The sequence below is a fragment of the Cupriavidus sp. WKF15 genome, from assembly GCF_029278605.1.
Classification (GTDB): domain Bacteria; phylum Pseudomonadota; class Gammaproteobacteria; order Burkholderiales; family Burkholderiaceae; genus Cupriavidus.
Genome location: NZ_CP119573.1, coordinates 25,589 through 48,075 on the forward strand (window position 1 = coordinate 25,589; position 22,487 = coordinate 48,075).

Consider the following 22,487-nt stretch of genomic DNA (forward strand, 5'->3'; position numbering starts at 1 on the left):
CTTGCCGGTCGGATCACTGAATTCGCCACATTTCATTGTAAATAAACGAATTTATTCAATACATGTGATTCATGCCACAGATTATTCGGCCCGCCGGAACCAGAAAAGAAGCGAGTAAAAATCACTCTATACAAAATGTTGCAATGCGGCACAACTGCACCAAAGCAAGCGCGGTGTAAATCGCACTAATATCAGATATGGTGCATTTTCCCGATGTTTTTTTGCACTTGTTTCAGCCATGATACGGATTGAAACCCCGACATAATGCGAAAGGACATGACGAAAGAAACACATGAAGCGTGAAAATAAAAAAGAATATAATAATTAATTCCGGCATTAATACGCCGCTGTCCCTTCGCCAAGGGGGCGGGCCCTTCGGAATGATTGGACCACTCGTCCCGCATGCCCCATCGGCGCGTCCTGCCTCGCTTCTGGCACCGTCAACAAGGAGCCATTCCCGCGTTCGCGGGAATGGCGGTGGAATTCCTGGGAAGCCCTGTCGGAGGAGGCAGGGCCGAAGGCGGTTGCCGGGCGGGAAGCGGCTAAGGCAAGCGGAAGGCAGCCTCAGGCGAGGCCTGTCACGGTGCGCGCGATGGCGCGGTAGTGCCGCACGGTGTCCTGCAGCGTCAGGCCGTCGAGCGGCCGTGCGGCGCGGGGCTGTGCCACCGCCCGCGCGAGCGCGTTCGCGTAGGCGGCGATGTCGCCCGTGTCGAGCAACTGGACTGCCGGGAAGCCGCCTGAAAAGCGAAAGGCGGGGATCGCGCTGGCCACGACGGGCACGCCCGTCGCCAGTGCTTCCAGGAAGGCAATGCTGTGCGCCTCGGAGGCCGACGGCATGGCAAAGGCGCTCGCCAGCGCCAGCAGTTGCGGGATATCGCCGCGCGGGCCGTTGACGCTGACCTGCGCCCCCAGCCCGAGCGCATCGACCAGTGCCTGCACGGCGGCATGGTATGAGGGATCCTCGATCACGCCGTACAGCGCGAGGCGCGCCCCGGGCACCATTGGCAGCATCTGCGCGAAGGCACGTACCGTGTGCAGCTGGTTCTTTACCGCCGCATAGCGGCCAAGCTGGACGACAAGGGGACTATCCGTCCCGTTCACCGCCTTGGTGGCCGATGCGGCAAAGCGGCGCGTGTCGACGCCGTTCGGGATCAGCATCAGTGCCGGATGGCTGCCCACCGCCGCGCGATAGTCGCGGATATTGCTCTGCGCCACAGCCACCACTGCGCGTGCGCGCCGCGATAGCATGCGCTCCGCAAAGCGGAATAGCGGCCGTTCGAAATCATTGACGGCCGAATGCATCACGTAGACGACCGGCGCCGGCCACGGCAGCGCGCGCGCGTAGAACGCCGGGATGGTGGCGTGGGCGAATACCACGTCGGGACGGAAGCGCCGCAGCGCGCCTAGCAGGTGCCACAGCCGGCCCGGCGCGCGCGTCGGCCGCGCCGGGAAGTGGCACGGCACGCCCGCGCGATCCAGATCGACTCGCAGCGCGGCGAAGTCGGCATGGGCCGGCAGCAGCGAGGCCAGGCCGACGACTTCCCCCTCTTCCTGCTGGGCGATGGCAAGGTCCCGAGCCAGGACTTCAGCGCCCGACAGCCGCGGCGCCAGCACAAGATGGAGTATCCGCATCACGCCCTCCTGAATATGCGAAAGAGCATCCACGCCGCCGCAGACGCCAGCCCGACGGTCATCGACCATGCAATACCGATAGCGCCGGAGTGCTGCGTGGCCGGCGGCACCAGCAAGAGCAGCACGCCAACCTGGATCACCGACGCCTCAGTGGCCGCGCGCGGCAGACCCACGGCGCGCAGGTAGGCCACCAGCAACGCGATCAGCGCGCCGATGGCCATGTTGACCGCAAACACGCGAAAGAGCGGCACGGCCTCGAGCCAGCGCGGCCCGAGCAGCAGCAGGAAGAGCGGTTCGGCCACCACGGCCAGAACGGTGACAGCCGCAGCCAGCAGCAACACGCCCAGCAGGAGCAGGCGGCGCGCCAGCCGCAGCGCGGAACCGTCCTGCTGGCGATGGCGCGCGGCGAAGGTCGGGAACAGGTATTGCGACAGCGCGATGCCCGCATCGGCCAGCAGCATCTGCGCGAGCTTGGACGCCATCTGGTACGCGCCGAGTTGCGCCGGGCCGAGCAGCCTGCCCACCATCACCTTGTCGAACTGGTTCAGGATCAGGTTGACCACACTGCCGGCCCAGATCCAGCGGCTGAAGCCGATGTAATGCCCGATGCCGGTCCAGCGCAGCCGCAGCAGCGGGCGCGGGCGCAGCACCGCCCACGTCAGCACGCTCTTGCATGCCTCGCCTGCCAGCAGGCCAATGACGATGCTGTACGCACCCACACCGGCCAGCGCGCAGGCAAGGCTCACGGCGCAGTCGGTGCAGGCGTTCGCCACTTCCACGCCCGCGATCTGCTGGAAGCCGCGCTCGCGCATGACCACGTAGTAGGCGGGCGAGGCCAGCCCGCGCAGGAACGGCAGCATGGCGGCCATCCACAACAACGGCACCGCGCCGGCAAGATGGAACTGCGCGGCGAGGAACGGCGCGAGCGCTGCCAGCAGCAGTCCTACCAGCACGCCGCGGCAGCTCAGTGCCATCCACAGTGCCGATAATTCATGCGGCGCCGGTTCCTGGCGGCCCTGCACCACGGCCTGCGGCAGGCCGGTATCGCTGAGTGCCTCGGCAATCGCCACCGCCAGCAGCGCAACGCCCGCGACGCCGAGCGCCTCCGGGCCCAGCATGCGCCCGACCAGCAGGAACTTGACCGCCACCAGCCCTCGCGCCAGCGCCTGCTGGACCAGCACCCAGACGGCGGAATGGGCCGGCGGCCAGCTGCGCGGCAATCCCGCCATGATCTTCAATGCCTTGTTCATGGCCCTCCGGCTGTTTGTTGGTGTGTGTGGAGCGCGCGCCTGGCGTCAGTGGCCTGCATGGCCCTGTGCACCGACCATAGCGCGCCACCTGCATGGGCGGCACGCCATCTTCCAGTCGTTTTCGGTCAGCCGTGCCGCCCACGCGACATGTGCCGGACGACTTGCCGTTCCGCTGCCGCGGCGCGCTTGCTTTTGGCGGCAGCGGACTGGCACGCGCTGCTAGGGTGATGACATCAGGAAGCCGGCCCCGGCAGTTCTCTCGCCCGGGAGCGGGCTGCGGCATGAATTCCAGACACGTGCGACGACAACCATGACCGCGATGCCGGCTACCACCTCCGCCCCTGCGCTGCTGATCATCGAGCCCGATTTCACCGGCCACCGCTGGCGCTATGTCGAATGGACCATGCAGGCCTTCGCCGAGGCCGGCCACCGCTGCCTGGTGGTGACGGACGTCGCCAACCGCGATCACCAGCTCGCGCAGGCACTGGCCGCCGGGCGCCACCCAGGTTGCGAGCTGCTGCCGGTAGCACTGCCGGCCCACGCCGGTCGTGGCGCGGGCCGGCTGTCGCATATCCGCTTCTGGCGGGTTTTCCGCCATCTGCACCGGCAAGCCTGCGCGACGCTGCAGCCGGCGTTGGTGGTGGTGCCCTACGCCGACTATTTCCTGTACGCGCTGCCGCTGCTCGGCTCGCCCTTCGGCCCGACGTCATGGCTTGGCATTACCATGCGCGCCAGTTTCCACCATGCCAGCGTGGGCGTGCGCGCGCCGCGCCAGCCGTTCGTCAACGCCTTGAAGGCGCTGCTGTTCCGCGCTGCGATGCGCTGCGATGGCCTGCACACGCTGCTGTCGATCGACCCCACCCTGCCGCAGTGGCATGCGGGGCGCCACGGCGGCGCTGCGCTCGCCTACCTCGCGGACCCGAGCCCGGAAATCACCGGCGCATGCGGCACCAGCCCCGACGCCGCGCGCTTGCGCCTGCGGCTGGGTGCCGGTCCGCACCTGCTCGTGTATGGCGACGTCAGCGCGCGCAAGGGCATCCGCGAGCTGGTGCAGGCGCTGTCCGGGCATGCGCGCGCGCCGACGCTGGTCGTCGCCGGCATGCAGGACGCCGAGACGCGTGACTACCTGCAGGCCGCCGCGCCAGCGCTCAGGCCGCAGCCGCTCATCCTGGACCGCTTCATCACCGAGGCCGAGGAGGCCGACCTCTTCGCTGCATGCGATGCGGTGTGGCTCGGCTACAAGGGCCACTACGGCATGAGCGGCGTGCTGGTGCAGGCCTATCGCAGCGGCAAGCCGGTGATCGCCACCGCGGACGGGCTGATCGGCTGGTTCTGCAACGGGCGCGAACTCGGACCCGTGCTCGACGACTTGTCGACGCCGGCCATCCGCCACGCCCTGAACCAGCTCTGGCCGCCGCCCGCCACCACGACGCCGCACGCGCGGGCGCCGGGAGACATCGCCCGCGCGCACCTGCTGGCGCGCCACACGGTCGCAGAGTTCAAGCGCACCTTGCGCTGCGCGGCCGCGTGAGGGCTGGCCAGGGCGCAATCCTACCTGGCCACGCCGCCGCAAGCCAGCCATGCAGGACCGGCGGCATCGCCAGGAATGTGGTGCCACCATCTTTATCTTTTCAGCTTTCGAAGCACCGCCAAGATGGTGCCGCCCACCGGCAGGGTAGCGGGTCCCTGCCGGCCGGAGGACCGTTCACATGATTGCGCACCAGCAAGACGCGGCATCATCGCCCAACGAACGCCTGCGCCAGCTCGACTTCATCCGTGGCATCGCCATCATTGCCGTGATGGGCATCCACTTCTTCACGGTTGACACCGGCAGCACGCTGGTGTGGCTGGTCGAATATCCGCTCAAGCACTTCGGGCGCGAGGGCGTGACATTGTTCTTCACGCTGAGCGGCTTCCTGGTGGGCGGCCTGCTGCTGCGCGAGTACGTCGGCACCGGCACGATCGACGCGCGGCGTTTCATCGTGCGCCGCATGTTCAAGATCTGGCCCGCGTACTACGCGCTGGTCCTGTTCCACGCCGTGGCGGGAAGGCACCCGCGCGACACCTTCCTGGTCCAGAACACCTTTCACCTGCAGAACTACCTGGGTTCGTCCATCGCACAGACCTGGAGTCTTGCCGTGGAGGAACACTTCTACCTGCTGTTGCCGCTCGCGCTGCTCGGCGTGGCGCGCTGGCGCCCGTCGCCGCAGATGCTGCTGGTGTACCTGGCGGCGCTGTGCATGCTGGTGCTGGCCGGGCGCGTGGCGGCGGTAGCGGCTGGCGACCTCGACGGTGCCTACGTCTACACCCACTACCGCGTCGACAGCCTGCTCTATGGGGTGATGCTGGCCGTGGTCTACTGCCTGATGCCCGCCACCTACCGCGCGCTGGCCGCGCGGCGCGCCTTGCTGCTCGCAGCCGTGGCGGCGCTGCTGGCGTGGCTGCTGTGCGTGCAACGCACCGTCGCGCTACAGGAAGGCATCGGCTTTACCGTCCAGTCGATCGGCTTTTGCGCACTGATCGTGCTGGTGCTGGAGCATTCCGGCCGGCTGCGCGACACGCTCGCCTATCGTGCCGTAGCCTGGGTTGGCGTCTACTCATACGGCATCTACCTGTGGCACACGGTGGCGCGCGAGCCGGGGCGCGTTGCCATTCGCACCATGCTCGAATGGGGCTGGCCGCCACTGCTGGTGTGGGCGCTGGCAACCGTCCTGCAGTTTGCGATCGCCCTTGTGGCGGGCTACGTGACCACGCGCCTCGTCGAGCTCCCGTTCCTGCGCCTGCGCGAAGCGGTGATGCCCGTGCGCCGCGCGCCGCTGCCCGCGGCTGGCATGGCAAAAGACCTGGAAGACCGCCGCGGCATCCGGCCGACGCCCGGGCAACAGGGCGTAGTCGATTGACGCCAAAACTTCTCCGCCCATGGACAAGCGCGCCTCGATACGCCACCAGGCCGGCCGCAGCGTTCAATAATTCTTTTACCGAATTGGAAACGGTATGAACGTTGAAAAGGAAAGGCCTGCGACGACCAGGCCGGGAGGAACGGGACATGAAAGCTGAGGCGCTCGGGTCGGCCCGCCACGCGGGCAACGCCGTCATACCGCTCGACCGCGCGGGCAAGGGCAACTATGTCAGGCGCCGCAGCCTCCCACTCGAAGCCGTCTGGTTCGTGCTCGAAGCAACCATCATAAACAACCCGCTCATGCCCTTCTCCGCCCTGCGGGTCGGACTGCTGCGGCTGTTCGGCGCGCGCATCGGGCGCGGCTGCCGGATGGTCCATCCGATGCGCGTGAAGGCACCGTGGAACCTGGAGGTGGGCGATGCGTGCTGGTTCGGCGTCGACTGCTGGATCTACAACCAGGCGCCGATCCGCATTGGCTCGCACGTCTGCATCTCGCAGGGCGCCTTCCTCACTGCCGGCTCGCACGCGCTGGACACGAACATGGACTTGATGGTCGCCCCGATCGTGATCGAGGACGGCGCGTGGATCACTGCCGGGTGCGTGGTGCAGAAGGGCGTCACGATCGGACGCTCGACGGTGGTGACACCGCTGTCCGTGGTGCACCACTCGCTGCCAGCCGGCGGCGTCTACGGCGGAAATCCGTGCCGCTTCATCCGCCCGCGCTTTGCCGGCAGCGCCGTGCCGTCCTGGCGCGACTGCGGCATCTGAGGAGACCGTCATGGGCAACTTCGGAATTTCCGGCAAGCAGACCCATCAGGGCGCAAGCGCGGGCCGCGCGATCGAGCTCGACTTCGTGCGCGGGCTGGCCATCATCATGGTGATGGGCATGCATTTCCACACCGTCAGCGCGGGCCATCCGGTACTGGCATGGATCGAGTATCCGCTGAAGAATTTCGGCCGCGAGGGCGTCAACCTGTTCTTCACGCTGAGCGGCTTTCTCGTTGGCGGGCTGCTGCTGCGCCAGTATTCGCAGGAAGGCCGCATCGACGCGTGGCGCTTTATCGTGCGGCGCATCTTCAAGATCTGGCCGGCCTACTATGCGCTGATTGTCTTCCACGTCGTGGCCGGGCGGCACCCCACCAGCACCTTTCTCTACCAGAACCTGACGCATCTGCAGAACTACCTGGGCTCGTCCATCGCCCAGACATGGAGCCTGGCCGTCGAGGAACATTTCTACCTGCTGTTGCCGGCCCTGCTGCTCCTGCTGGCGCGCTGGCGCGCCGGTGCACCGGCGATCCTGTGGACGCTGGGACTGACCTGCGTCGTCGTGCTCGCCGCGCGTTGCGCCGCCGTCGCCCATGGCAACCTTGAAGCCGCGGCGGCCTACACGCAGTACCGCATCGACAGCCTGCTGATCGGCGTCATGCTCGCCACGGTCTACTGGATGCAGCCGGCCTACTACCGCGCGCTGGCCCGGCGGCGCGCACTGCTGGTGGCGCTGGTACTCGCGCTGGTGGTGTGGCTGGCCTGGCTGCAGCCGATCCTGCAGATGGAAGAGGGTATCGGCTACACGATCCAGGCAATCGGCTTCGCCGTGCTGATCGTGCTGGCGCTGGAGTATTCCGGCGACCTGCGCCGCTCTGCGGTGTACCGCGTCGTGGCGTGGATCGGCGTGTACTCGTACGGCATCTACCTGTGGCACTCGGTAGCGCTCGCGCCGGGCGAGCTGTTCATCCGCAAGGCCACCGGAATTGGGCTGCCAGTCGCGGTGACGTGGGCGGCGGCGCTGGCCATTCAGTTCGTCATTGCCATCGGTGCGGGCTACCTCACCACGCGGGCGATCGAATTCCCGTTCCTGCGGCTGCGCGAGGCGCTGTTCCCCGCACAGCGCAAGTTGCAGGCACCCGTGGCGCCGACGCTGCCCAACGAGCGTCCGGCCGCCTGAGCCGAAGGTCGCGGAGGAGGCGCGTGGCGAGATACCGGCAAGCGTTCAAGGACCGTGCCATCGCGCGCATGCTGCCGCCCGAGAGTGCCAGCGTGGAGCAGGTGGCGGCGGAAACCGGCATTTCGCCGGCGGCACTGGAGCGATGGCGGGCCTCTGCCCTGCACGCATTGGCGGGCGACCCGTCGGGCTCGGGCGCGGCGCGCCTCGACATGCTGGTGGCGGTCGGCGGGCTGGACGAACAGGAGCGGCTGGCATGGTGCCTCGGCAAGGGCGTGGAGCCGGCCGCGCTCGACCACTGGCGCCGGCTCGCGGCCGCGGCCCTCGCGGCGGATGCCGGGGGCCAGCCGTTCGACAGCCGGCACGAGCGCGATCAGCGGCGCATACGCGAACTGGAGCGCGAGCTGCGGCGCAAGGAACAGGCGCTGGCCGAGGCGGCGACGCTGCTGGTGCTGCCGGGCAAGCCGGTGCTGCGGCATGAGCCGGACGCAGGCTGAGCGCACGGCGAGTCAACGCGTTGATTGGGACGGATAGGGTGATGAGTCGGAGAAAGTCAGGCGGTATGGGAAGGGCTGTCGGAGCGAGCGCGTGCGCTGCCCTCCCCGGCGCCCTATTGCGCGACGTACCCCTCCGGCATCGTCGCGTTAGCCTGCATGATCGAGGCGTCGCTCGAGATCACGTACAGGGGCGTGGCCGTCAGGTGCAGCGTGACCACGCCATCGCTGTAGGCCTGGCTGGTGACGTTGCCCATCATGTCGATCACCGCAACCTGGCCGCTCGTGCCGGCGGCATCGATGCGCAGCGCATAGTCCACCGAACGGTTGGCGTCAAAGCCCGTGGCAGCGCTCCAGCTCGCGTTGTCATGCGTCCACAGCGCGGTCACCACCTTGCCGCCACCGAGCCGCTGGAAGGCGTAGCCGTACACGCCGGACGGCAGGTTCTTGAGCGGGCCGAGCGTATTGGTGCCATCGACCAGGCGCGTCATCGCCGCCACGCCGAGCGCCGCGGGCTTCGGGCTGACCAGGCCCGGCCCGTAGCTGCCCTGCGGGGACTGGAGATCGAAGAAGAGGCCATAGCCGGCCTGCGTCGGGAAGTCGTTCGAGTAGAACATGTACGTGACGTCAGCCCCCTCGCCGAGCAGGATCAGGTGCGTGCGCACCACCACGGCGCCATGCGCGTAGAGTACGTTGGGCGTCGGGTACGCGGGGCCGTAACTCGTGCCAAGGTCATAGCTGATGCCGGTCTCGGTCACGAACAGGCGAGCGCCGCGCTTGAGCTGCGACGCCACTGCGTGGCGCAGCCCGCGCATGGCGGCTGGCAGCGAATTGGCCGCCGTGGCGGCGTCAGTATTGCCCACCAGCCGCTCGGGCGGATGCGAGGGTGACGTGCCAGCGTCGTAGTAGCCATGGGCGGTCACGCCGTCGAGGTACTGGCCCAGCCCCTGCGGCACCAGCCGGTTCAGCCAGTTGGCGTTCTCACTCACCATCGCGTTGGTGGTGCCCATGACGACGGCGGCCGGGTCGGTCGCGTGTACGCCCAGCCAGACCGCGCGGTACATGGCGATGAAATTGGCGTCGGTGTCGAGCCACGGCAGGCCGCCGTTGTAGTCCGGCTCCCAGGTGACCTGGTAGTAGTTGCCCGTCTGCGCGGGAAAGTAACGCCGGCGGACGAGGTCGGCCTCCTGCCCCACGCGGCTCGCGTAGTCCTGGAACGCCGCGAGCGACTTGGGCGCGTAGCTGTGCGTGGCGGTTCCGGTGGGACTGGCCCACCCGGGAATGCCATCTAGCTGGATCAGGCGCATCAGGTCGCCCGCCTTGAGATACGGGGCGAGATTGTCGGCCTGCGGGTTGAAGGTATTGGGACCGTCCGGCTCCATCCTGGCCCAGCTGCGGTTGTCATTGACCCAGCTCAGGCCGAGCGCGGTATAGAGCGGCCGGTAGCCGTCGCCGCTGCAGCATGCCTGCCCGGGCAGCAGGTAGGCCGCGCCCTGGCCACCGAAGCGGTGCTGGTCCTGACGGGCATAAGTGACGGCCGGCAGCACCTGCGAGACGTCGGGCAGCACGCCGAATGTGGCGATGCCGTCTGGCCGCGTGCCGCGCGTGCGCAGCACGCTGCCTGAACTCAGCGAGGCCGACAGCGCAAAGTATCCGGCCAGCGACGACACGCACTGCAGCGTGGCGGCACGCCCGCCCGCCGCCACGGGGAAGGTACCATTCGCGCGTACGGTGCCCCACGCATCAGCGATCTGCCAGCTCACGGTGTCATTGGCGCTGGTACGCGTCGTCACGCCGATCTGGAACGGCGTACCGGCCGCCACCATGCGCGTGCCATCCCCGCCGGCGAGGTCGGCCTCGATGGCATCCCCCGAGCCCGCCACGTCGGTGCTCGTTGCGGGCGGCGTGCATTGCAGGGCCGCGGTACTTGGGCTGCCGATGCTGCCACTGCCGGCGGTGGCCGGGCTGGCGACCCAGCAGGCCTTGGCCGAACCCGGTGCGGGGTCGCCGAAGACACCGTTGTCGCAATTTACGCCATTGCTGAAGGTCTTGGTGACGAACAGGGTGGAGGTGCCATAACGGACCTGGCGCGTGCCGCTGAAGGTGCAGAACGCATTCTCGCTGGCACAGACGGTCCAGTTGCCGTCAGCGGTGACCGTGCCGGCGGGGGCGCCCGCTGTGCCCGCGTCATACCAGCAGCTTTTGGCCGATCCCGGCGCGGGATCGCCGAACACGCCATTGTCGCAGCCCACGCTGTTGGTGAAGGTGCGGATCACGTATTGCGTCTCGGTCCCGTACTTGACCTGGTGCGTGCCGGTGAACGTGCAGGTGTTGTACTCCGTTGCGCACAGGGTCCAGCCTTCCGCCGTCTCCACCTTGAGCGCCGTGCCGCCGGATCCGGCGCTGCGTTCGCCACCGCAGCCGCTTAAGGCAAACAGCACCAGGCCAAGGACGCACGCGCGCGCCAGCCATGAACGTGCACGCATGAAGATGGCCTGGCCTTGGTCTGGAATCATCGGGATCTTCATGGCTTCTCCATCGTTATCCACACGTGGTCGTCAGCACATGTCCGCGGCCGTGCCTGCCCGCGTGTGCCCGGCAATCCGGCGAAGTCCGGCCGGTAGGGGCACTTTATGTCCGGCCGCACGGATCGGTCGGCCAAAAGCCAGCGTCCTCCCGACGAGCGTGGGAGCAACCCCGACACGTGGCCGAATATGGCGAAGTGTTGGCAGACGGGCGCCCGTGCTGCGGAATACGCTCGATTCACCGGGCCGCGCACCGGTCGCCTTAGTCTCATTCCCAGACGCTCATTTCCAGACGATGGGGTTAGTCATGCTGAAAGTCAAGAAAGCGGTATTCCCGGTGGCGGGGCTCGGCACGCGGTTCCTGCCGGCCACCAAGGCCAGTCCGAAAGAAATGCTGCCAGTGGTGGACAAGCCGCTGATCCAGTACGCGGTAGAAGAGGCCGTAGCTGCCGGCATTACCGAGCTGATCTTTGTGACCGGCCGCGGCAAACGCGCCATCGAAGACCACTTCGACAAGTCGTGCGAGATCGAGGCCGAGCTCCAGGCACGGGGCAAGCAGCAGTTGCTGGATCTCGTGCGGGGCATCAAGCCTCCTCATGTGGAATGCTTCTACGTGCGCCAGACCGAGCCACTCGGGCTTGGCCACGCCGTGCGGTGCGCGGCCAAGCTAGTGGGCGATGAGCCGTTCGCCGTGATCCTTGCCGATGACCTGCTTGACGCACCGACGCCGGTGCTCAAACAGATGATCGACGTATTCGACCACTACCACAGCTCCGTGGTCGGTGTGGAAGAGATCGCACCGCACGAATCGCGCTCGTATGGCGTGGTCGCAGGCAAGGCGTGGGACCACCGGGTGGTCAAAATGACCGGCATCGTCGAGAAGCCCGCACCCGAAGACGCACCGTCCAACCTCGGCGTGGTGGGACGTTACGTGCTGATGCCCCGCATCTTCGACCACCTGCACACGATCCGGCCCGGCGCCGGGGGCGAGCTGCAGCTCACCGACGCCATTCAGGCCTTGCTCGCCGAGGAGCAGGCGCTTGCCTACCGCTACCACGGCCGCCGTTATGACTGCGGCAGCAAGCTTGGCTACGTGATGGCGACGGTGGAGTTCGCGCTTCGACACACGGAGACCGGCACTGCGTTCCGCGAATTCCTGCGCACAGAATACGCCGCCTTCCCGGCCGCCCTGGCCGGGGAACTGGCCACCCGCGCGCTGCCGGATGACCGCGGCGGCGGCGCAGAAGAGCCTGACAATGCAGTAGCCGCGTAAGGTCTTCTGCAGTGGGCGTGCGCCGCACCCTCCCTCTTGACCACCTCGCGCCAATTGCCGCGGGATCCCCGTTCGCGGCGGTGGTGCTGGCCCTTGGCCCGCTGCGGCGGGCCGTTTTTTCCGTTTGATAGCCTATCTGCGGGAGCAGGGCTTCGCTTGTATCGATGATTGGGGTCGTCTTGCTTGGCCGGCGCGGCCAGGCAAACCAGTTCGGTTCCCTGCACACGCTATACGGAGATATAGGCCTTGGTATTGTCGTGAACCGCATCGTCGGCCAGCAGCTCGGCCGGCTGCATCCACCGGTACCCGCTGTGCTGCGCCTGCTGCCGTGGCAATACGGCCTCACCCGCCATCACCCGGTAGCCGAACACAACGTAGTGCGTGCCAATGCCCTCTGCCCCGGCGAAATTGTCGTCGTAGAAGTGTTCGTAGACGCCGATCAGCGTGGCATCCGCGCGCTGGCCGGAAATGCCTGCAACGATGCCTGCGTGGTCCCCGAGCTCTTCCGTCACTATGCGGCGGAAAGCTTCATCCAGGCTTTCGCCCTTGCGAATTCGTCCCCCCGGCACGAACCAGCTGTCGCGCGCGGGCCGGTTGCGGCGACGGCCGACCAGCACCGCGCCGTTGGGGGCCGTCAGGATCAGGTCGATGGCGACCAGCGGCGCCAGCCGCACCACAGAAAGGAAATCCTCAGTGCTGAGCATCGGTCGTTCTCATGATGCGTGCCGGGACCCGCAGTGTAAACGGTCAGCGGGCGACAATCACGGACAAAGTCCTGTCTGCGCACGCCGGCCGCTCTCAGCGGCATTTGGCGCCCGCATGACGCCCTGCAACATGGCGACTGGATGCGAAATCTTGGCGCCGTGCCGCGGGGAGCCTCGTCCTAATCTCAAGGTAGTTTCGATCTCATGAACAAGAATAGCTGTTGAAGCAAACGGAGGAGACATGGAGTGTAAGCGCGTCTTTGTACTGAGTCCGCATGCCGACGATGCGGAACTGGGGGTGGGCGGCTACCTTGCCCGCGTGATCGACGCCGGTGGGGAAGTTATGGTAGCGCTGGGCACGGTGGGCGCGAGCACTTCGATTTGCCTGCGGCGCGAGATTGGCAAGGAGGAGCGCCTGAGTGAGTCCCGCGAATCGATGGCGGTGCTGGGTGTGCAATCCGTGGAAGTCCTGACCGAGGGGCTGGACGGCGCGCTTTCGAGCTATCCAGCCGTCGAGATGATCGGGCGCCTCGATCGCTTGCAGAATATGTTCGAGCCCGACGAGGTATTGATTCCGCTGCCTTCCTCGCATCAGGACCACCGCTATTGCTGGGAGGTCGGCATTGCCTCCACCCGTCCCAACCACACCAAGCATGTACCGAGGCTGGTCGCTGCCTATGAATATCCCGCCACCTTCTGGGGTGAGGGCGCCTTGCATAAGGGATTTGGCGGTGGGCTGTATATCGATATTACCCAGACCTGGACGCGCAAGCTGGACGCTTTACGCCGGCACCAGTCGCAAATGCTCGAAGACCCGGGTCGCCTGATTGGCATCGAGGGGGCGACCGCACTGGCTCAACTTAGGGGGGTGGAAGCAGGATTCGCCAAGGCTGAACTGTTGCATGTGTTGCGCCAGCGCTGGTCATGATTCGAGCACACAAAGCGATCCGGGACGAACTTTCAGAGCCAGCCATCATCGATGGTTTGCAATCGCGTCATCGCCTTTTGCCACCAAAACGACTTTGCCTGTAACACCCTGCTCTCCAAGCAACTCATGCGCCTGTCTTGCCTCGGCCAGAGGAAACCTTTCCGCGATCAGCGGCTTGATTCTCTTCTGTTGAAGCAAATCGAACAAGGCGATCAGATCCTGGCGAAACAATGCTGGCCGCATCCGCTTAAGCCACTGAATGCTATAGGGGACGACGCGCTTCCGGCCCGGGAGAACGTAGCCGGCGGCAATGAACAAACCGAAAATGGCGAGTCGCTGGAAGCGATTCCTGCGGCCTGAGCGCCCAGACGCCAATCGCCCTCCACGTAGCGCAGCAGAGAGTCCATAAGCCACTACCGTCCCGCCGGGACGCAGGGCCTCGCGGGAACGCCAAATATGGGCGCCGCCAATACCATCAAAAACGACGTCCACACCGGTTCCCGTGAGGCGGTGAATTTCCTTCACAAAGTCAACCTCTTTGTAATCCACCGGGATCCCGCCCAGGGCAGAAATCACAGGCGTATGTTGCGATGAGCAAGTACCGTACATCTCGAGCCCGGCAAGGCGTCCAAGTTGCATCAATGCCGACCCGACTCCACCTGTCGCGCCATGAATCAACACGCGCTGGCCCGCCGTGACTTTCGCGGACCGATGTAACATCTGATAGGCCGTGACATAGTTCAGCACGAGGCTGACGGCCTCGGCGGCGTCCAATCCGAAAGGCACCGGAACCAGTTCACGCTGCGGCAGACAGACGAACTCGGAATACGCGCCGGTGATGGTTAGCGCAGCGACCAACTGACCTGAATGGACTTCGGTAACGCCGTCGCCAAGTCGATCCACCCGTCCCACCAGGTCCCATCCCGGTGTGAAAGGCAGAGGAGGCGTTTCGGGATGAAAGCCTTCGCGCATCATCAGATCGGGCTGGCACACTCCCGCTGCCAGCACCCTTACCCGCACCTCACCGTACTTTGGCTCAGGGCACGCTTCATCTATCACTTGAAGCGAATCAGGCCCGCCGTAATGAGTGACTATGACGCGCGTGTTTCTCATTTGACGGAATCGTCTCGGTAGCAGGACTGCGTGGCGGATTGCTGACGTCTATGTTGTCTTACGCAAGTGTCAGCACACGACCAGGTCCGCGTGTCCGAAACCTTTCGAGTAGTCAAGGACAGAAATGACAGTGGGCGTCACTCGGAAAATCCTCACCTCGTTCCGGGTAGGCATTGGTACTGGCAACTTGGTTTGCTGCGGATACTTCAGAGGAAGCATGTGCAGGACCTCGTCCGCCTCGATGGGGTCGAGTACGAGCTTCGCGCGCGCTGCCATGGACAGTCCCGTGATCGCCATCAGGTCAGAGGGATCGTCATCAATGGTCAGGGATACCCGATCGTCCTGAGCCAGATTGGCTGCTTTCTGGCTTTCCAGGCCACAAAGGAAGTAGAGGACAAGGCCTTTGCTGACGTAGCCCACCGTCGTCGCCTGCGGCCAGCCATCCGGCCGGATCGTGGCGATCGTCATGATCCGATGTTGTTCCAGTAGCGCGAGGATCTTCTTCCTGATCTCGTCATCCATCATGACTCCCCCTTGCAGTCGGGTAATGGGATACCGCTTGCGAGTGCTTCGGAGACGCCTCGATTGCAGGGATGGGAAGAGGCAAGTCAGGCAGGGCCGCCAGTCCGATAGCACCGGTCAATGAACCGGAAGGCTGCAGTTGCGTGACGCCACAGCCTTGATCCCTGCTTAAGAATAGAAGCGGCAGATCCTTGCTTGTTGACTTGCATCAATCAAGTTCTGTATCGGTCCAAGGCTCCGCGAGGCCGGGATTCGCTTCCGGCGACCGTCCACAGGTGCCACTGGTGGAGTTGGTTCGGCATTACGCAACCGCGATGTAGCGCCAAGTTCTCAGGACCCGGCGCGCGGGCATTCCGATATCAGCCTGCTACGCGTCTGATCACAGGCGGCTTCCAGGTACCATCCAGGGCCTCGCGCCTGGGCAGGTACAGGCGGAGGTTCATCGAAAAGCCGCCTGCCGCTGGTGTAGGCAACCAGTTGGATTCGGCATGCTTGAGGGGATGCTTCCGATCTCGCAGATCGCCTACCGCCTCGGATTCACCGACGTCGCCAATTTCAGCAGGGCCTTTCGCCGTGCCAATGGCGTCAGTCCGTCGGATTTTCGTGGCGGCACTGAGGAAGGCCATAAGGGCCCCGCCCGATAGGCGTCCACGTCGTTTTCTGGCGTGCTGCATCAAATCGCTGCGGCGGGTTCGGCCCGGTTATGCTGCGAGATGATGATGCCTGCTGTGTGGGTAAAGGCCGTGGCCAGCTCGATGTCCAGCCCCGTCGGTTCGCGCGGTCGTTCAAAGTACATCGCCAATGATCCAACGAGATTGCCTGCGGAAGTCTCCACGGGGAACGACCAGCAACCGCGATAGTTGAACTGGAGCGCCAGCCAAGTCCACGGCTGCCACCTGGGTTCCTTGAGCACATCCGGGGTTATTACAGGCACCCCAGTAGCTACAGCGAGACCGCATGCTAGCGATTCCGGCGAGATTACGAATCCGTCCACGTATTTCGCATATTCTTCAGGCATGCCCACTACGTGGTGCAACGTCTTACCCTGAGCAATGTAGAACGCGCATCGACGGTCGTCCTTGGCTTGGTCCAGCAAGCTCTGCAGCAGGAAGCCGAGCGAGGTTTGCAGTGAGTCGCCGTTCATGGCCGACTGGAACGCTTCTTTTTGGGCAGAGAGCCAAATCTTGCTCCGCTGAAGGCCATGCTCGGCCCGTGTTCGGTCTGTCACATCAGCAAATGTGATGGCGACCCCGAGCATGACACCTTCGGAAGAGCGATGCGGGTAGATGCGCCGCAGTAGCCAGCGATCTTCACTGCGGCTGACAACTGCATCGCTTTGAGCGCCGGTAGCCAGGACGGCGTGTATATCCGACGCAAAGAGTGGATCGTGAAAGGAGGGGGACAGGTCGGAGACGCATCGTCCAACATCCTCCCGCTGAATGGGGATGGCCTGTGAGATCGACGGTGTGAACCAGCGTATCTTCTGGTCCCTGTCCAAAAACAAGGTCATGACCGCACCGGAAGACAACACATCGCTTTGCATCTTGATCTCGGCAATCTTCTCTTTGAGATCGAAGTTTGCTTCGTTAAGCTCCTGGTTGCTCGCATTCAAGTCGGCGTTCGCAGCCTTGAGTTCTTCGTTAAGCGCGTGTAATTCTTCCCGTGAGGCGTCCAACTCTTCGCGCGAGATGCGCAGATCATCCTCCCACTCGGTCCATGGCCTCTGGTCTTCGTAAACGCCTGCATCGCTGAGGTTGGCCAGTGACGGACTCTCAGCCGTATCATCGAGGGTGTTAAACGACACGAGTACTCGGTTAAGGTCTCCGTCCGTTGCTGGTTCCAGAGGCGTTACGCTCACCGTGACGTGTGAAATCTGGCCGTCGCGCGCCACACTACGGTCGAAAGCGCACGCTTCTGCAGAGCCAAGCGCCTGCCTTACCGCAGCTTTGAGCTGGCCGACCCAGGTGCGATCGACAAGCCGAAGAAGATTGAGAGTGGGCTCTCCGGCAGGAAGATTAAGAATTCCCGTCGTATCTCCATACAACCGAAGAAGATTGCATTCCTCGTCAATTAGCACGGTGGGAACACGATTCCGCTCCGCTGCCGCCCGAACCGACGAGGCCAGAACGGTCCCCCTGCTCGGCGCGGGATTCCGATTGAGCGCTCCCAGTCTCGCGACTTTCCTGTGGATATTCCACTTTCTTGAGACGGCTGCGAAGCCAAATTTATCCGCCGCATAGGCTTCGCTGGCTCCCAGGAACAGCGAGCCGCCCATACACAAGGCACTATTGAGCGTGTGGAGAACCTTCTTGATGGTTTCGGGTTCCAGATAGATCAAGAGATTGCGGCAGGTCACCACATTGACCGATGAGATGGGAGGGTCCGATATGACGTCCTGTACCGCGAATACCATTCGTTCGCGCAGGAAGCGTTTGATGCGACACCGGCCGTCGGCTGTATAAAAGTAACGTGACAACCGCGTCGGGTCCATCGTGGAGCAGGTTTCAGCCCTGTAGCAGCCCCGACTCGCTCGCACCACTGCCTCAGGTGCGGCGTCCGTCGCAAAAATCTGATAATCGAGGCTGCGACCGCTCTCATGAACAATTTCGTCCAGCAGGATCGCCATCGAGTATGCCTCTTCGCCAGTGGCGCAAGCGGGGGTCCAGATGCGCAGCGGCGTGCCATTGCTTTCATATACCAACGGTTCAAGGACCTCGTTCTTAAAGGCGGTCCATGCGACGCCATCGCGGAAGAACTCAGTGACGTGTATGGGCAGACCACGCACCAACGCTTCGAGTTCGACGGGTTCATCCTCGATCAGCCACGCGTAGTCTTCAAAGGAACGGACGCGCCGCACGTCCATGCGCTGCTGGATACGCCATAGCAACGGCGATGGCCTATACCCGCTTAAATCGAAGCCAGCCTCCCGGCGGATCAGGGACAAGATGCGATCAAGCGTTGCGGAAACGGTTGACTCCCAGTCTTGGGACGCTGCCGGTCTCGTATAACCCTCGTCAAAGCAGGCAAGCAGTTGTCGCCCGATCGCGCTAAGGATGCTCTGCACAAACGCGAATCGAGTGTGCTTGGCCGTTTAACAGGAAGCTGAATGCGCCACGACGCCAACCTGTCAGCCCGGGGCGAAGCTGTCTGGCACGCGCGGAGCAGCACTCGCGGGCTACGCGCGAGGCATCGGCATGAGCCTGAAACGCGCTCATGCCTCAGCAGCCAGCAGTTTGCCGCGCGCCATCCACAAGTTGGACAGCGCGAACAAGGTCATGACTTGCGCGGTGTTCTTCCTCAGCCCTCGATAGCGGACCTTGGTGTAGCCGAACTGCCGCTTGATGACCCGGAACGGATGCTCGACCTTGGCCCGGATGCCCGCCTTGATTCGCTCGACTTGATCGACGAGCGCGCCAAGCGGTTTGCTTTGGTCCAGAACGCGACGTTTGCCTGGCTTCATCGCCACGTGCCAGTTCACGTCCGCCCGCGCGTCAGGACGCTTCTCCACGCCCTGATAACCCGCATCGCCAAACGCGTCGGTTTCCTCGCCATGCAGCAGGCTGTTGGCCTCAACCACGTCGTTGATGTTGCCAGCCGTGCCCCGCACCGTGTGCACCAGCCCGCTTTCGGCGTCCACGCCAATGTGCGCTTTCATGCCGAAATACCACTGGTTTCCTTTCTTACTCTGGTGCATCTCCGGGTCGCGTTCGCCCGACGCATTCTTGGTCGAACTCGGTGCGCTGATCAGCGTCGCGTCCACCACCGTGCCCGCGCGCAGCATCAATCCCTTGTCGCGAAGGATGTCGTTTACCAGCGCGAGAATCTGAGCGGCCAGCTTGTGCCTCTCCAGCAGGTGACGGAACCGCAGGATGGTGCTCTCGTCGGGCAGCCTCACCGTCCAGTTGTCCAGCCCGGCGAACTCCCGATACAGCGGCACGTCGTGCAGCGCTTCTTCCATCGCCGGGTCCGACAGGCCGAACCATTGTTGAAGAAAGTGGATGCGCAGCATTGCCTCGACCGCGAACGGGGGACGGCCGCGCTTGCCCTCCGGGGCGTACGGAGCGATCAGCATCACCAGATCGGCCCACGGCACCACGCGGTTCATCTCGTCCAGAAATTCGCGCTTGCGGGTGCGCTTGGTCGACAAGTTCAGTCCAAGGTCAGTTTGCTTCATGCGCTACATGCTCGCTGGCTCGACGATTCATTGCAAGCACATCCGCCGGCTAATTGTGCAGAGCATCCCTAACTGACAGCACATGATCGTGGATGCCTCGCTGAATCACGGATGTCGGCATACTGTCATGCTGCGCAGTCAGCGGATCTTGAACAATGACGACACCGCCAGCCTAGCGGATGCTCACCGCGCCGGCCGTCCCGTCCATGCCCGTTCCCGACAGCACCACCGCGACGGCGCGCGGGCTACCCCGAGCCGCAACGCTTTCAAAGAACGCATCGATCGTATCGATCCCAGGGCGCCTCGCGCCGCCCGCGGCCGGTCGCGTGCTGAAAACCCCCGCCTCAAGCATGAGGATACTGTCGGGTGACGGTACATAGATGTGACCCGGTTCAGGTTGTAATCCTTCCTTGGCATCCACCACGGGCAGGTGTGTCCATTTGCGAAGGAGGTCAGCCAACTGGCTCGGGTGATTGGGGGGCAAGTGCTGCAGCACAACCATCGCATAGGGAACGTCTCCCGTCAGCGACTCGAGCAATCTCCGCAAGGCACTAATACCGCCGGCAGATGCGCCCACCGCCACAATAGGCAGATCATCGGCGCGAGGGTGAGCACCGATAGATGTCGGCATGATGGATCACCTCATGGGGCGCTTTCGGCGCTATAGCAGCGGCAGGATCGACTGCCGCGCACCTAAAGACTTGTGCGGTACCTCTACGCTAGCAGGCCATCATGGGCATGCAAGGCGCGGGGCTACAAAAATGTCGAGCCTAGTGTGGACCGATACGAGTGATCTTGGCTCCGCCATATTCTTTAGTTTTGAAACCGCTTCATGACCACCGGATTAAATATCATTTGCTGAAGGCGTAAGCCGTCCCAAACAGTTTCACGTTCGCCACGCCATGACCAATACCCCCATTCTCATCGTCCCTGGCTACAGAGGCTCCGGACCCCGGCATTGGCAAAGCCTCTGGGAGGCGTCCGATCCTGCCTGTCATCGTGTGACTCAGCAAGACTGGGAGAATCCCTGCCTCGCTGATTGGATTGAGACGCTGCAACAAGCCGTTCTCGCCTGCAATATCCCTCCCGTTGTGGTCGCCCATAGTCTCGGATGCGCTTTGGTAGCCCATTGGTCCAGGACGCACGGACATGGGGTGAAATCCGCGCTTCTGGTATCGCCTTCGGACGTCGACTCACCAACCCGCACACCCGATGCGGTGCGCGGATTCAGTCCAATGCCCCTCGGCCCCTTGTCGTTCCCGAGCATTGTTGTTGCGAGCGATAACGACCCGCGTGTGGGACTCGAGCGCGCCGAGATGTTTGCCAGGTCATGGGGCAGTCGCCTCATCGTGATTGACGGGGCAGGTCATATCAACGAGGACTCCGGTCTCGACGAGTGGGCCGCGGGAAAAACACTGCTCCGGGAATTGGTGAATGCCCCTTGATCTTAAGGCGTCTTTCAGCGAAACACGCTGACCGCCTCCACGAGTCGCGTTGTTTGCTGCTTCAGGCTCTCTGCCGCCGCGGCGCTCTGCTCGACCAGGGCGGCATTCTGCTGGGTGATATGGTCCAGGTCGCTGACTGCGCCGCCCACCTGTGTAATGCCGCTGCTCTGTTCCGCGGTAGCGGCGCTGATTTCGGCAATCAGGTCGGACACGCGCCGCACCTGCTCCACGATGTCGTCCATGGTCTTGCCGGCATCGTCCACGAGCCTGGCGCCGGACGCCACGTTGTGCACGCTTACGTCGATCAGCCCCTTGATTTCCTTGGCTGCGTTGGCACTGCGCTGGGCCAGGCTGCGCACTTCGCCGGCAACCACCGCGAAGCCGCGCCCCTGCTCGCCAGCGCGTGCGGCTTCCACCGCCGCATTGAGCGCAAGGATGTTGGTCTGGAAGGCAATGCCGTCGATCACGCTGATGATGTCCGCGATGCGCTTTGAGCTTTCGGTAATCTCGTCCATGGTGCTGACCACCTGGGACACCGCCCGGCCGCCGCGTTCCGCAGCATCGCTTGCCGAACCCGACAAGGTGTTGGCCTGTGCCGCGGTCTCTGCATTGCTCTTGACGGTCGCCGTCATCTGCGTCATCGAGGACGACGTTTCCTGCACGTTGCTCGCCGCCTGCTCGGTGCGTGCGCTCAGGTCGGAGTTGCCGCGCGCGATCTCGTTGCTGGCGGTCTGGACGTTGATCACCTGCTCGCTGACATCGTCGATCAGCCACCGGAACATCAGGCCGAGCTGGCTGATCGTACGCAGCGTCATGCCGATTTCATCCACGCGGTTCATATGGACCGCTTGCTGGCTCTCGCCCGATGCCACGCGCAGGGCCTGCTGCAGGACTTCTTCCAGCGGCCTGCTGATCTGCACCTGCAGCCACCAGGAGGCCAGCATCGAAACCAGCGCCATGATGCCGGCAAAGCCGCCCAGTGCCATGCCGGAAAGGCCCATGCACCAGGCGCCGGCAGTGCAGGCCGGAACCAGCGCCAGCAATGCCAGCCTCACGCGCCAGCGCACCGGCATGGTCTGGAACATCGAGGTCCAGCCCATGAATCCTGTCCTGACGATCAGTCCCTTGTGGAACCGGCGCTTGCCCGCGCGGCCCTCGCGGAATTCGCGGTACAGCGCCTCGGCGGCGGCGATCTCCTCGTGTGATGCCTTGGTACGCACGGACATATAGCCGACCGGACGTCCATGTCGCACGACCGGCGTGGCATTGGCGCGCACCCAGTAGTGGTCGCCATTCTTGCGGCGGTTCTTGACCAGTGCGGTCCACGGTTCGCCGCCCTTGAGCGTGGCCCACATGTCGGCGAATGCCTCGCCTGGCATGTCGGGGTGGCGAACGAGGTTGTGCGGCTGCCCCTGGATCTCCTCGCGCGTGAAGCCGCTGACTTCGACGAACGCGGCGTTGGCGTAAGTGACGTAGCTCTGCGTGTCCGTGGTGGACATCAGTGTGGCGTTGTCGGGAAACTCGAACTCCCGCTGCGTGACAGGCTGGTTGTTGCGCATGGCACTCCTCCTTTTCTTCTGGTCTAC

The 22,487-nt window shown here is 64.3% G+C and carries 17 protein-coding genes and 3 pseudogenes; 9 read left to right on the top strand and 11 right to left on the bottom strand.

What is annotated here, in order from left to right; genetic code table 11:
• Positions 1-564: 564 nt before the first annotated feature.
• Both CupriaWKF_RS17485 and CupriaWKF_RS17490 read right to left on the bottom strand, forming a co-directional pair.
• A complete protein-coding gene (locus tag CupriaWKF_RS17485; RefSeq protein WP_276102039.1) occupies positions 565-1,632 on the bottom strand; it encodes a glycosyltransferase family 4 protein in 1,068 nt (355 codons plus the stop codon).
• Entirely contained in the window at positions 1,632-2,882 is a 1,251-nt protein-coding gene (locus CupriaWKF_RS17490) for an oligosaccharide flippase family protein (RefSeq protein ID WP_276102040.1), read from the bottom strand. Before CupriaWKF_RS17490 ends, CupriaWKF_RS17485 begins: the two co-directional genes overlap by 1 nt.
• Before the next feature lie 310 nt (positions 2,883-3,192).
• Between CupriaWKF_RS17490 and CupriaWKF_RS17495 the strand changes: the two genes are divergently transcribed.
• The 5 genes from CupriaWKF_RS17495 (at position 3,193) to CupriaWKF_RS17515 (ending at position 8,220) form a co-directional block, all read left to right on the top strand.
• Positions 3,193-4,413 (top strand): glycosyltransferase, encoded by a 1,221-nt coding sequence (locus CupriaWKF_RS17495; RefSeq protein ID WP_276102041.1) that lies wholly within the window; start codon positions 3,193-3,195, stop codon positions 4,411-4,413.
• 178 nt (positions 4,414-4,591) lie between these two features.
• Positions 4,592-5,782 (top strand): acyltransferase, encoded by a 1,191-nt coding sequence (locus CupriaWKF_RS17500; RefSeq protein WP_276102042.1) that lies wholly within the window; start codon positions 4,592-4,594, stop codon positions 5,780-5,782.
• Positions 5,783-5,928: 146 nt separating this feature from the next.
• Positions 5,929-6,549 carry a putative colanic acid biosynthesis acetyltransferase gene (locus CupriaWKF_RS17505; RefSeq protein WP_276102043.1) on the top strand — a complete coding sequence of 207 codons (621 nt, stop codon included), beginning with the start codon at positions 5,929-5,931 and terminating at the stop codon, positions 6,547-6,549.
• A gap of 10 nt (positions 6,550-6,559) precedes the next feature.
• The gene (locus CupriaWKF_RS17510) at positions 6,560-7,726 is read left to right on the top strand and encodes an acyltransferase (RefSeq protein ID WP_276102044.1); all 1,167 of its coding nucleotides are present in this window, start codon (positions 6,560-6,562) and stop codon (positions 7,724-7,726) included.
• 23 nt (positions 7,727-7,749) lie between these two features.
• The gene (locus tag CupriaWKF_RS17515; RefSeq protein WP_276102045.1) at positions 7,750-8,220 is read left to right on the top strand and encodes a transposase; all 471 of its coding nucleotides are present in this window, start codon (positions 7,750-7,752) and stop codon (positions 8,218-8,220) included.
• 113 nt (positions 8,221-8,333) lie between these two features.
• Here CupriaWKF_RS17515 and CupriaWKF_RS17520 read toward each other — a convergent pair whose 3' ends face one another.
• Entirely contained in the window at positions 8,334-10,745 is a 2,412-nt protein-coding gene (locus tag CupriaWKF_RS17520) for a hypothetical protein (protein WP_276102046.1), read from the bottom strand.
• 304 nt (positions 10,746-11,049) lie between these two features.
• Between CupriaWKF_RS17520 and galU the strand changes: the two genes are divergently transcribed.
• The gene (galU, locus tag CupriaWKF_RS17525; RefSeq protein WP_276102047.1) at positions 11,050-12,015 is read left to right on the top strand and encodes a UTP--glucose-1-phosphate uridylyltransferase GalU; all 966 of its coding nucleotides are present in this window, start codon (positions 11,050-11,052) and stop codon (positions 12,013-12,015) included.
• 227 nt (positions 12,016-12,242) lie between these two features.
• Here the strand turns inward: galU and CupriaWKF_RS17530 are convergent, their stop codons facing one another.
• Entirely contained in the window at positions 12,243-12,719 is a 477-nt protein-coding gene (locus tag CupriaWKF_RS17530) for a GDP-mannose mannosyl hydrolase (RefSeq protein ID WP_276102048.1), read from the bottom strand.
• Positions 12,720-12,960: 241 nt separating this feature from the next.
• Between CupriaWKF_RS17530 and CupriaWKF_RS17535 the strand changes: the two genes are divergently transcribed.
• Positions 12,961-13,647, top strand: a complete 687-nt coding sequence (locus tag CupriaWKF_RS17535) for a PIG-L deacetylase family protein (protein WP_276102049.1) — start codon at positions 12,961-12,963, stop codon at positions 13,645-13,647.
• A gap of 45 nt (positions 13,648-13,692) precedes the next feature.
• Here the strand turns inward: CupriaWKF_RS17535 and CupriaWKF_RS17540 are convergent, their stop codons facing one another.
• The 3 genes and pseudogenes from CupriaWKF_RS17540 to CupriaWKF_RS17550 form a co-directional block, all read right to left on the bottom strand.
• The gene (locus CupriaWKF_RS17540) at positions 13,693-14,760 is read right to left on the bottom strand and encodes a medium chain dehydrogenase/reductase family protein (RefSeq protein ID WP_276102050.1); all 1,068 of its coding nucleotides are present in this window, start codon (positions 14,758-14,760) and stop codon (positions 13,693-13,695) included.
• 69 nt (positions 14,761-14,829) lie between these two features.
• Positions 14,830-15,282, bottom strand: coding sequence for a pyridoxamine 5'-phosphate oxidase family protein (locus CupriaWKF_RS17545; protein ID WP_346348631.1), 453 nt, complete (start codon positions 15,280-15,282; stop codon positions 14,830-14,832).
• A 359-nt stretch (positions 15,283-15,641) separates the two neighbouring features.
• A pseudogene (locus CupriaWKF_RS17550) lies at positions 15,642-15,764 on the bottom strand (hypothetical protein); the annotation flags it as partial.
• 6 nt (positions 15,765-15,770) lie between these two features.
• On the opposite strand from CupriaWKF_RS17550, the pseudogene CupriaWKF_RS17555 reads away from it, so the two are divergent.
• Positions 15,771-15,926, top strand: a pseudogene (locus CupriaWKF_RS17555) (AraC family transcriptional regulator); the annotation flags it as partial.
• Between the two features lie 29 nt (positions 15,927-15,955).
• On the opposite strand, the gene CupriaWKF_RS17560 reads toward CupriaWKF_RS17555, so the two are convergent.
• The 3 genes and pseudogenes from CupriaWKF_RS17560 to CupriaWKF_RS17570 form a co-directional block, all read right to left on the bottom strand.
• Positions 15,956-18,226, bottom strand: a complete 2,271-nt coding sequence (locus CupriaWKF_RS17560) for a CheR family methyltransferase (RefSeq protein WP_276102052.1) — start codon at positions 18,224-18,226, stop codon at positions 15,956-15,958.
• 267 nt (positions 18,227-18,493) lie between these two features.
• Positions 18,494-19,456, bottom strand: a complete 963-nt coding sequence (locus CupriaWKF_RS17565; protein WP_276099037.1) for an IS5 family transposase — start codon at positions 19,454-19,456, stop codon at positions 18,494-18,496.
• 49 nt (positions 19,457-19,505) lie between these two features.
• A pseudogene (locus tag CupriaWKF_RS17570) lies at positions 19,506-20,087 on the bottom strand (chemotaxis protein CheB).
• Between the two features lie 271 nt (positions 20,088-20,358).
• On the opposite strand from CupriaWKF_RS17570, the gene CupriaWKF_RS17575 reads away from it, so the two are divergent.
• Positions 20,359-20,901, top strand: a complete 543-nt coding sequence (locus CupriaWKF_RS17575) for an alpha/beta hydrolase (protein WP_276102053.1) — start codon at positions 20,359-20,361, stop codon at positions 20,899-20,901.
• Positions 20,902-20,915: 14 nt separating this feature from the next.
• On the opposite strand, the gene CupriaWKF_RS17580 is transcribed toward CupriaWKF_RS17575, so the two are convergent.
• Complete coding sequence (locus tag CupriaWKF_RS17580; protein ID WP_276102054.1) at positions 20,916-22,460, bottom strand: PAS domain-containing methyl-accepting chemotaxis protein; 1,545 nt, start codon at positions 22,458-22,460, stop codon at positions 20,916-20,918.
• Positions 22,461-22,487: the final 27 nt, after the last annotated feature.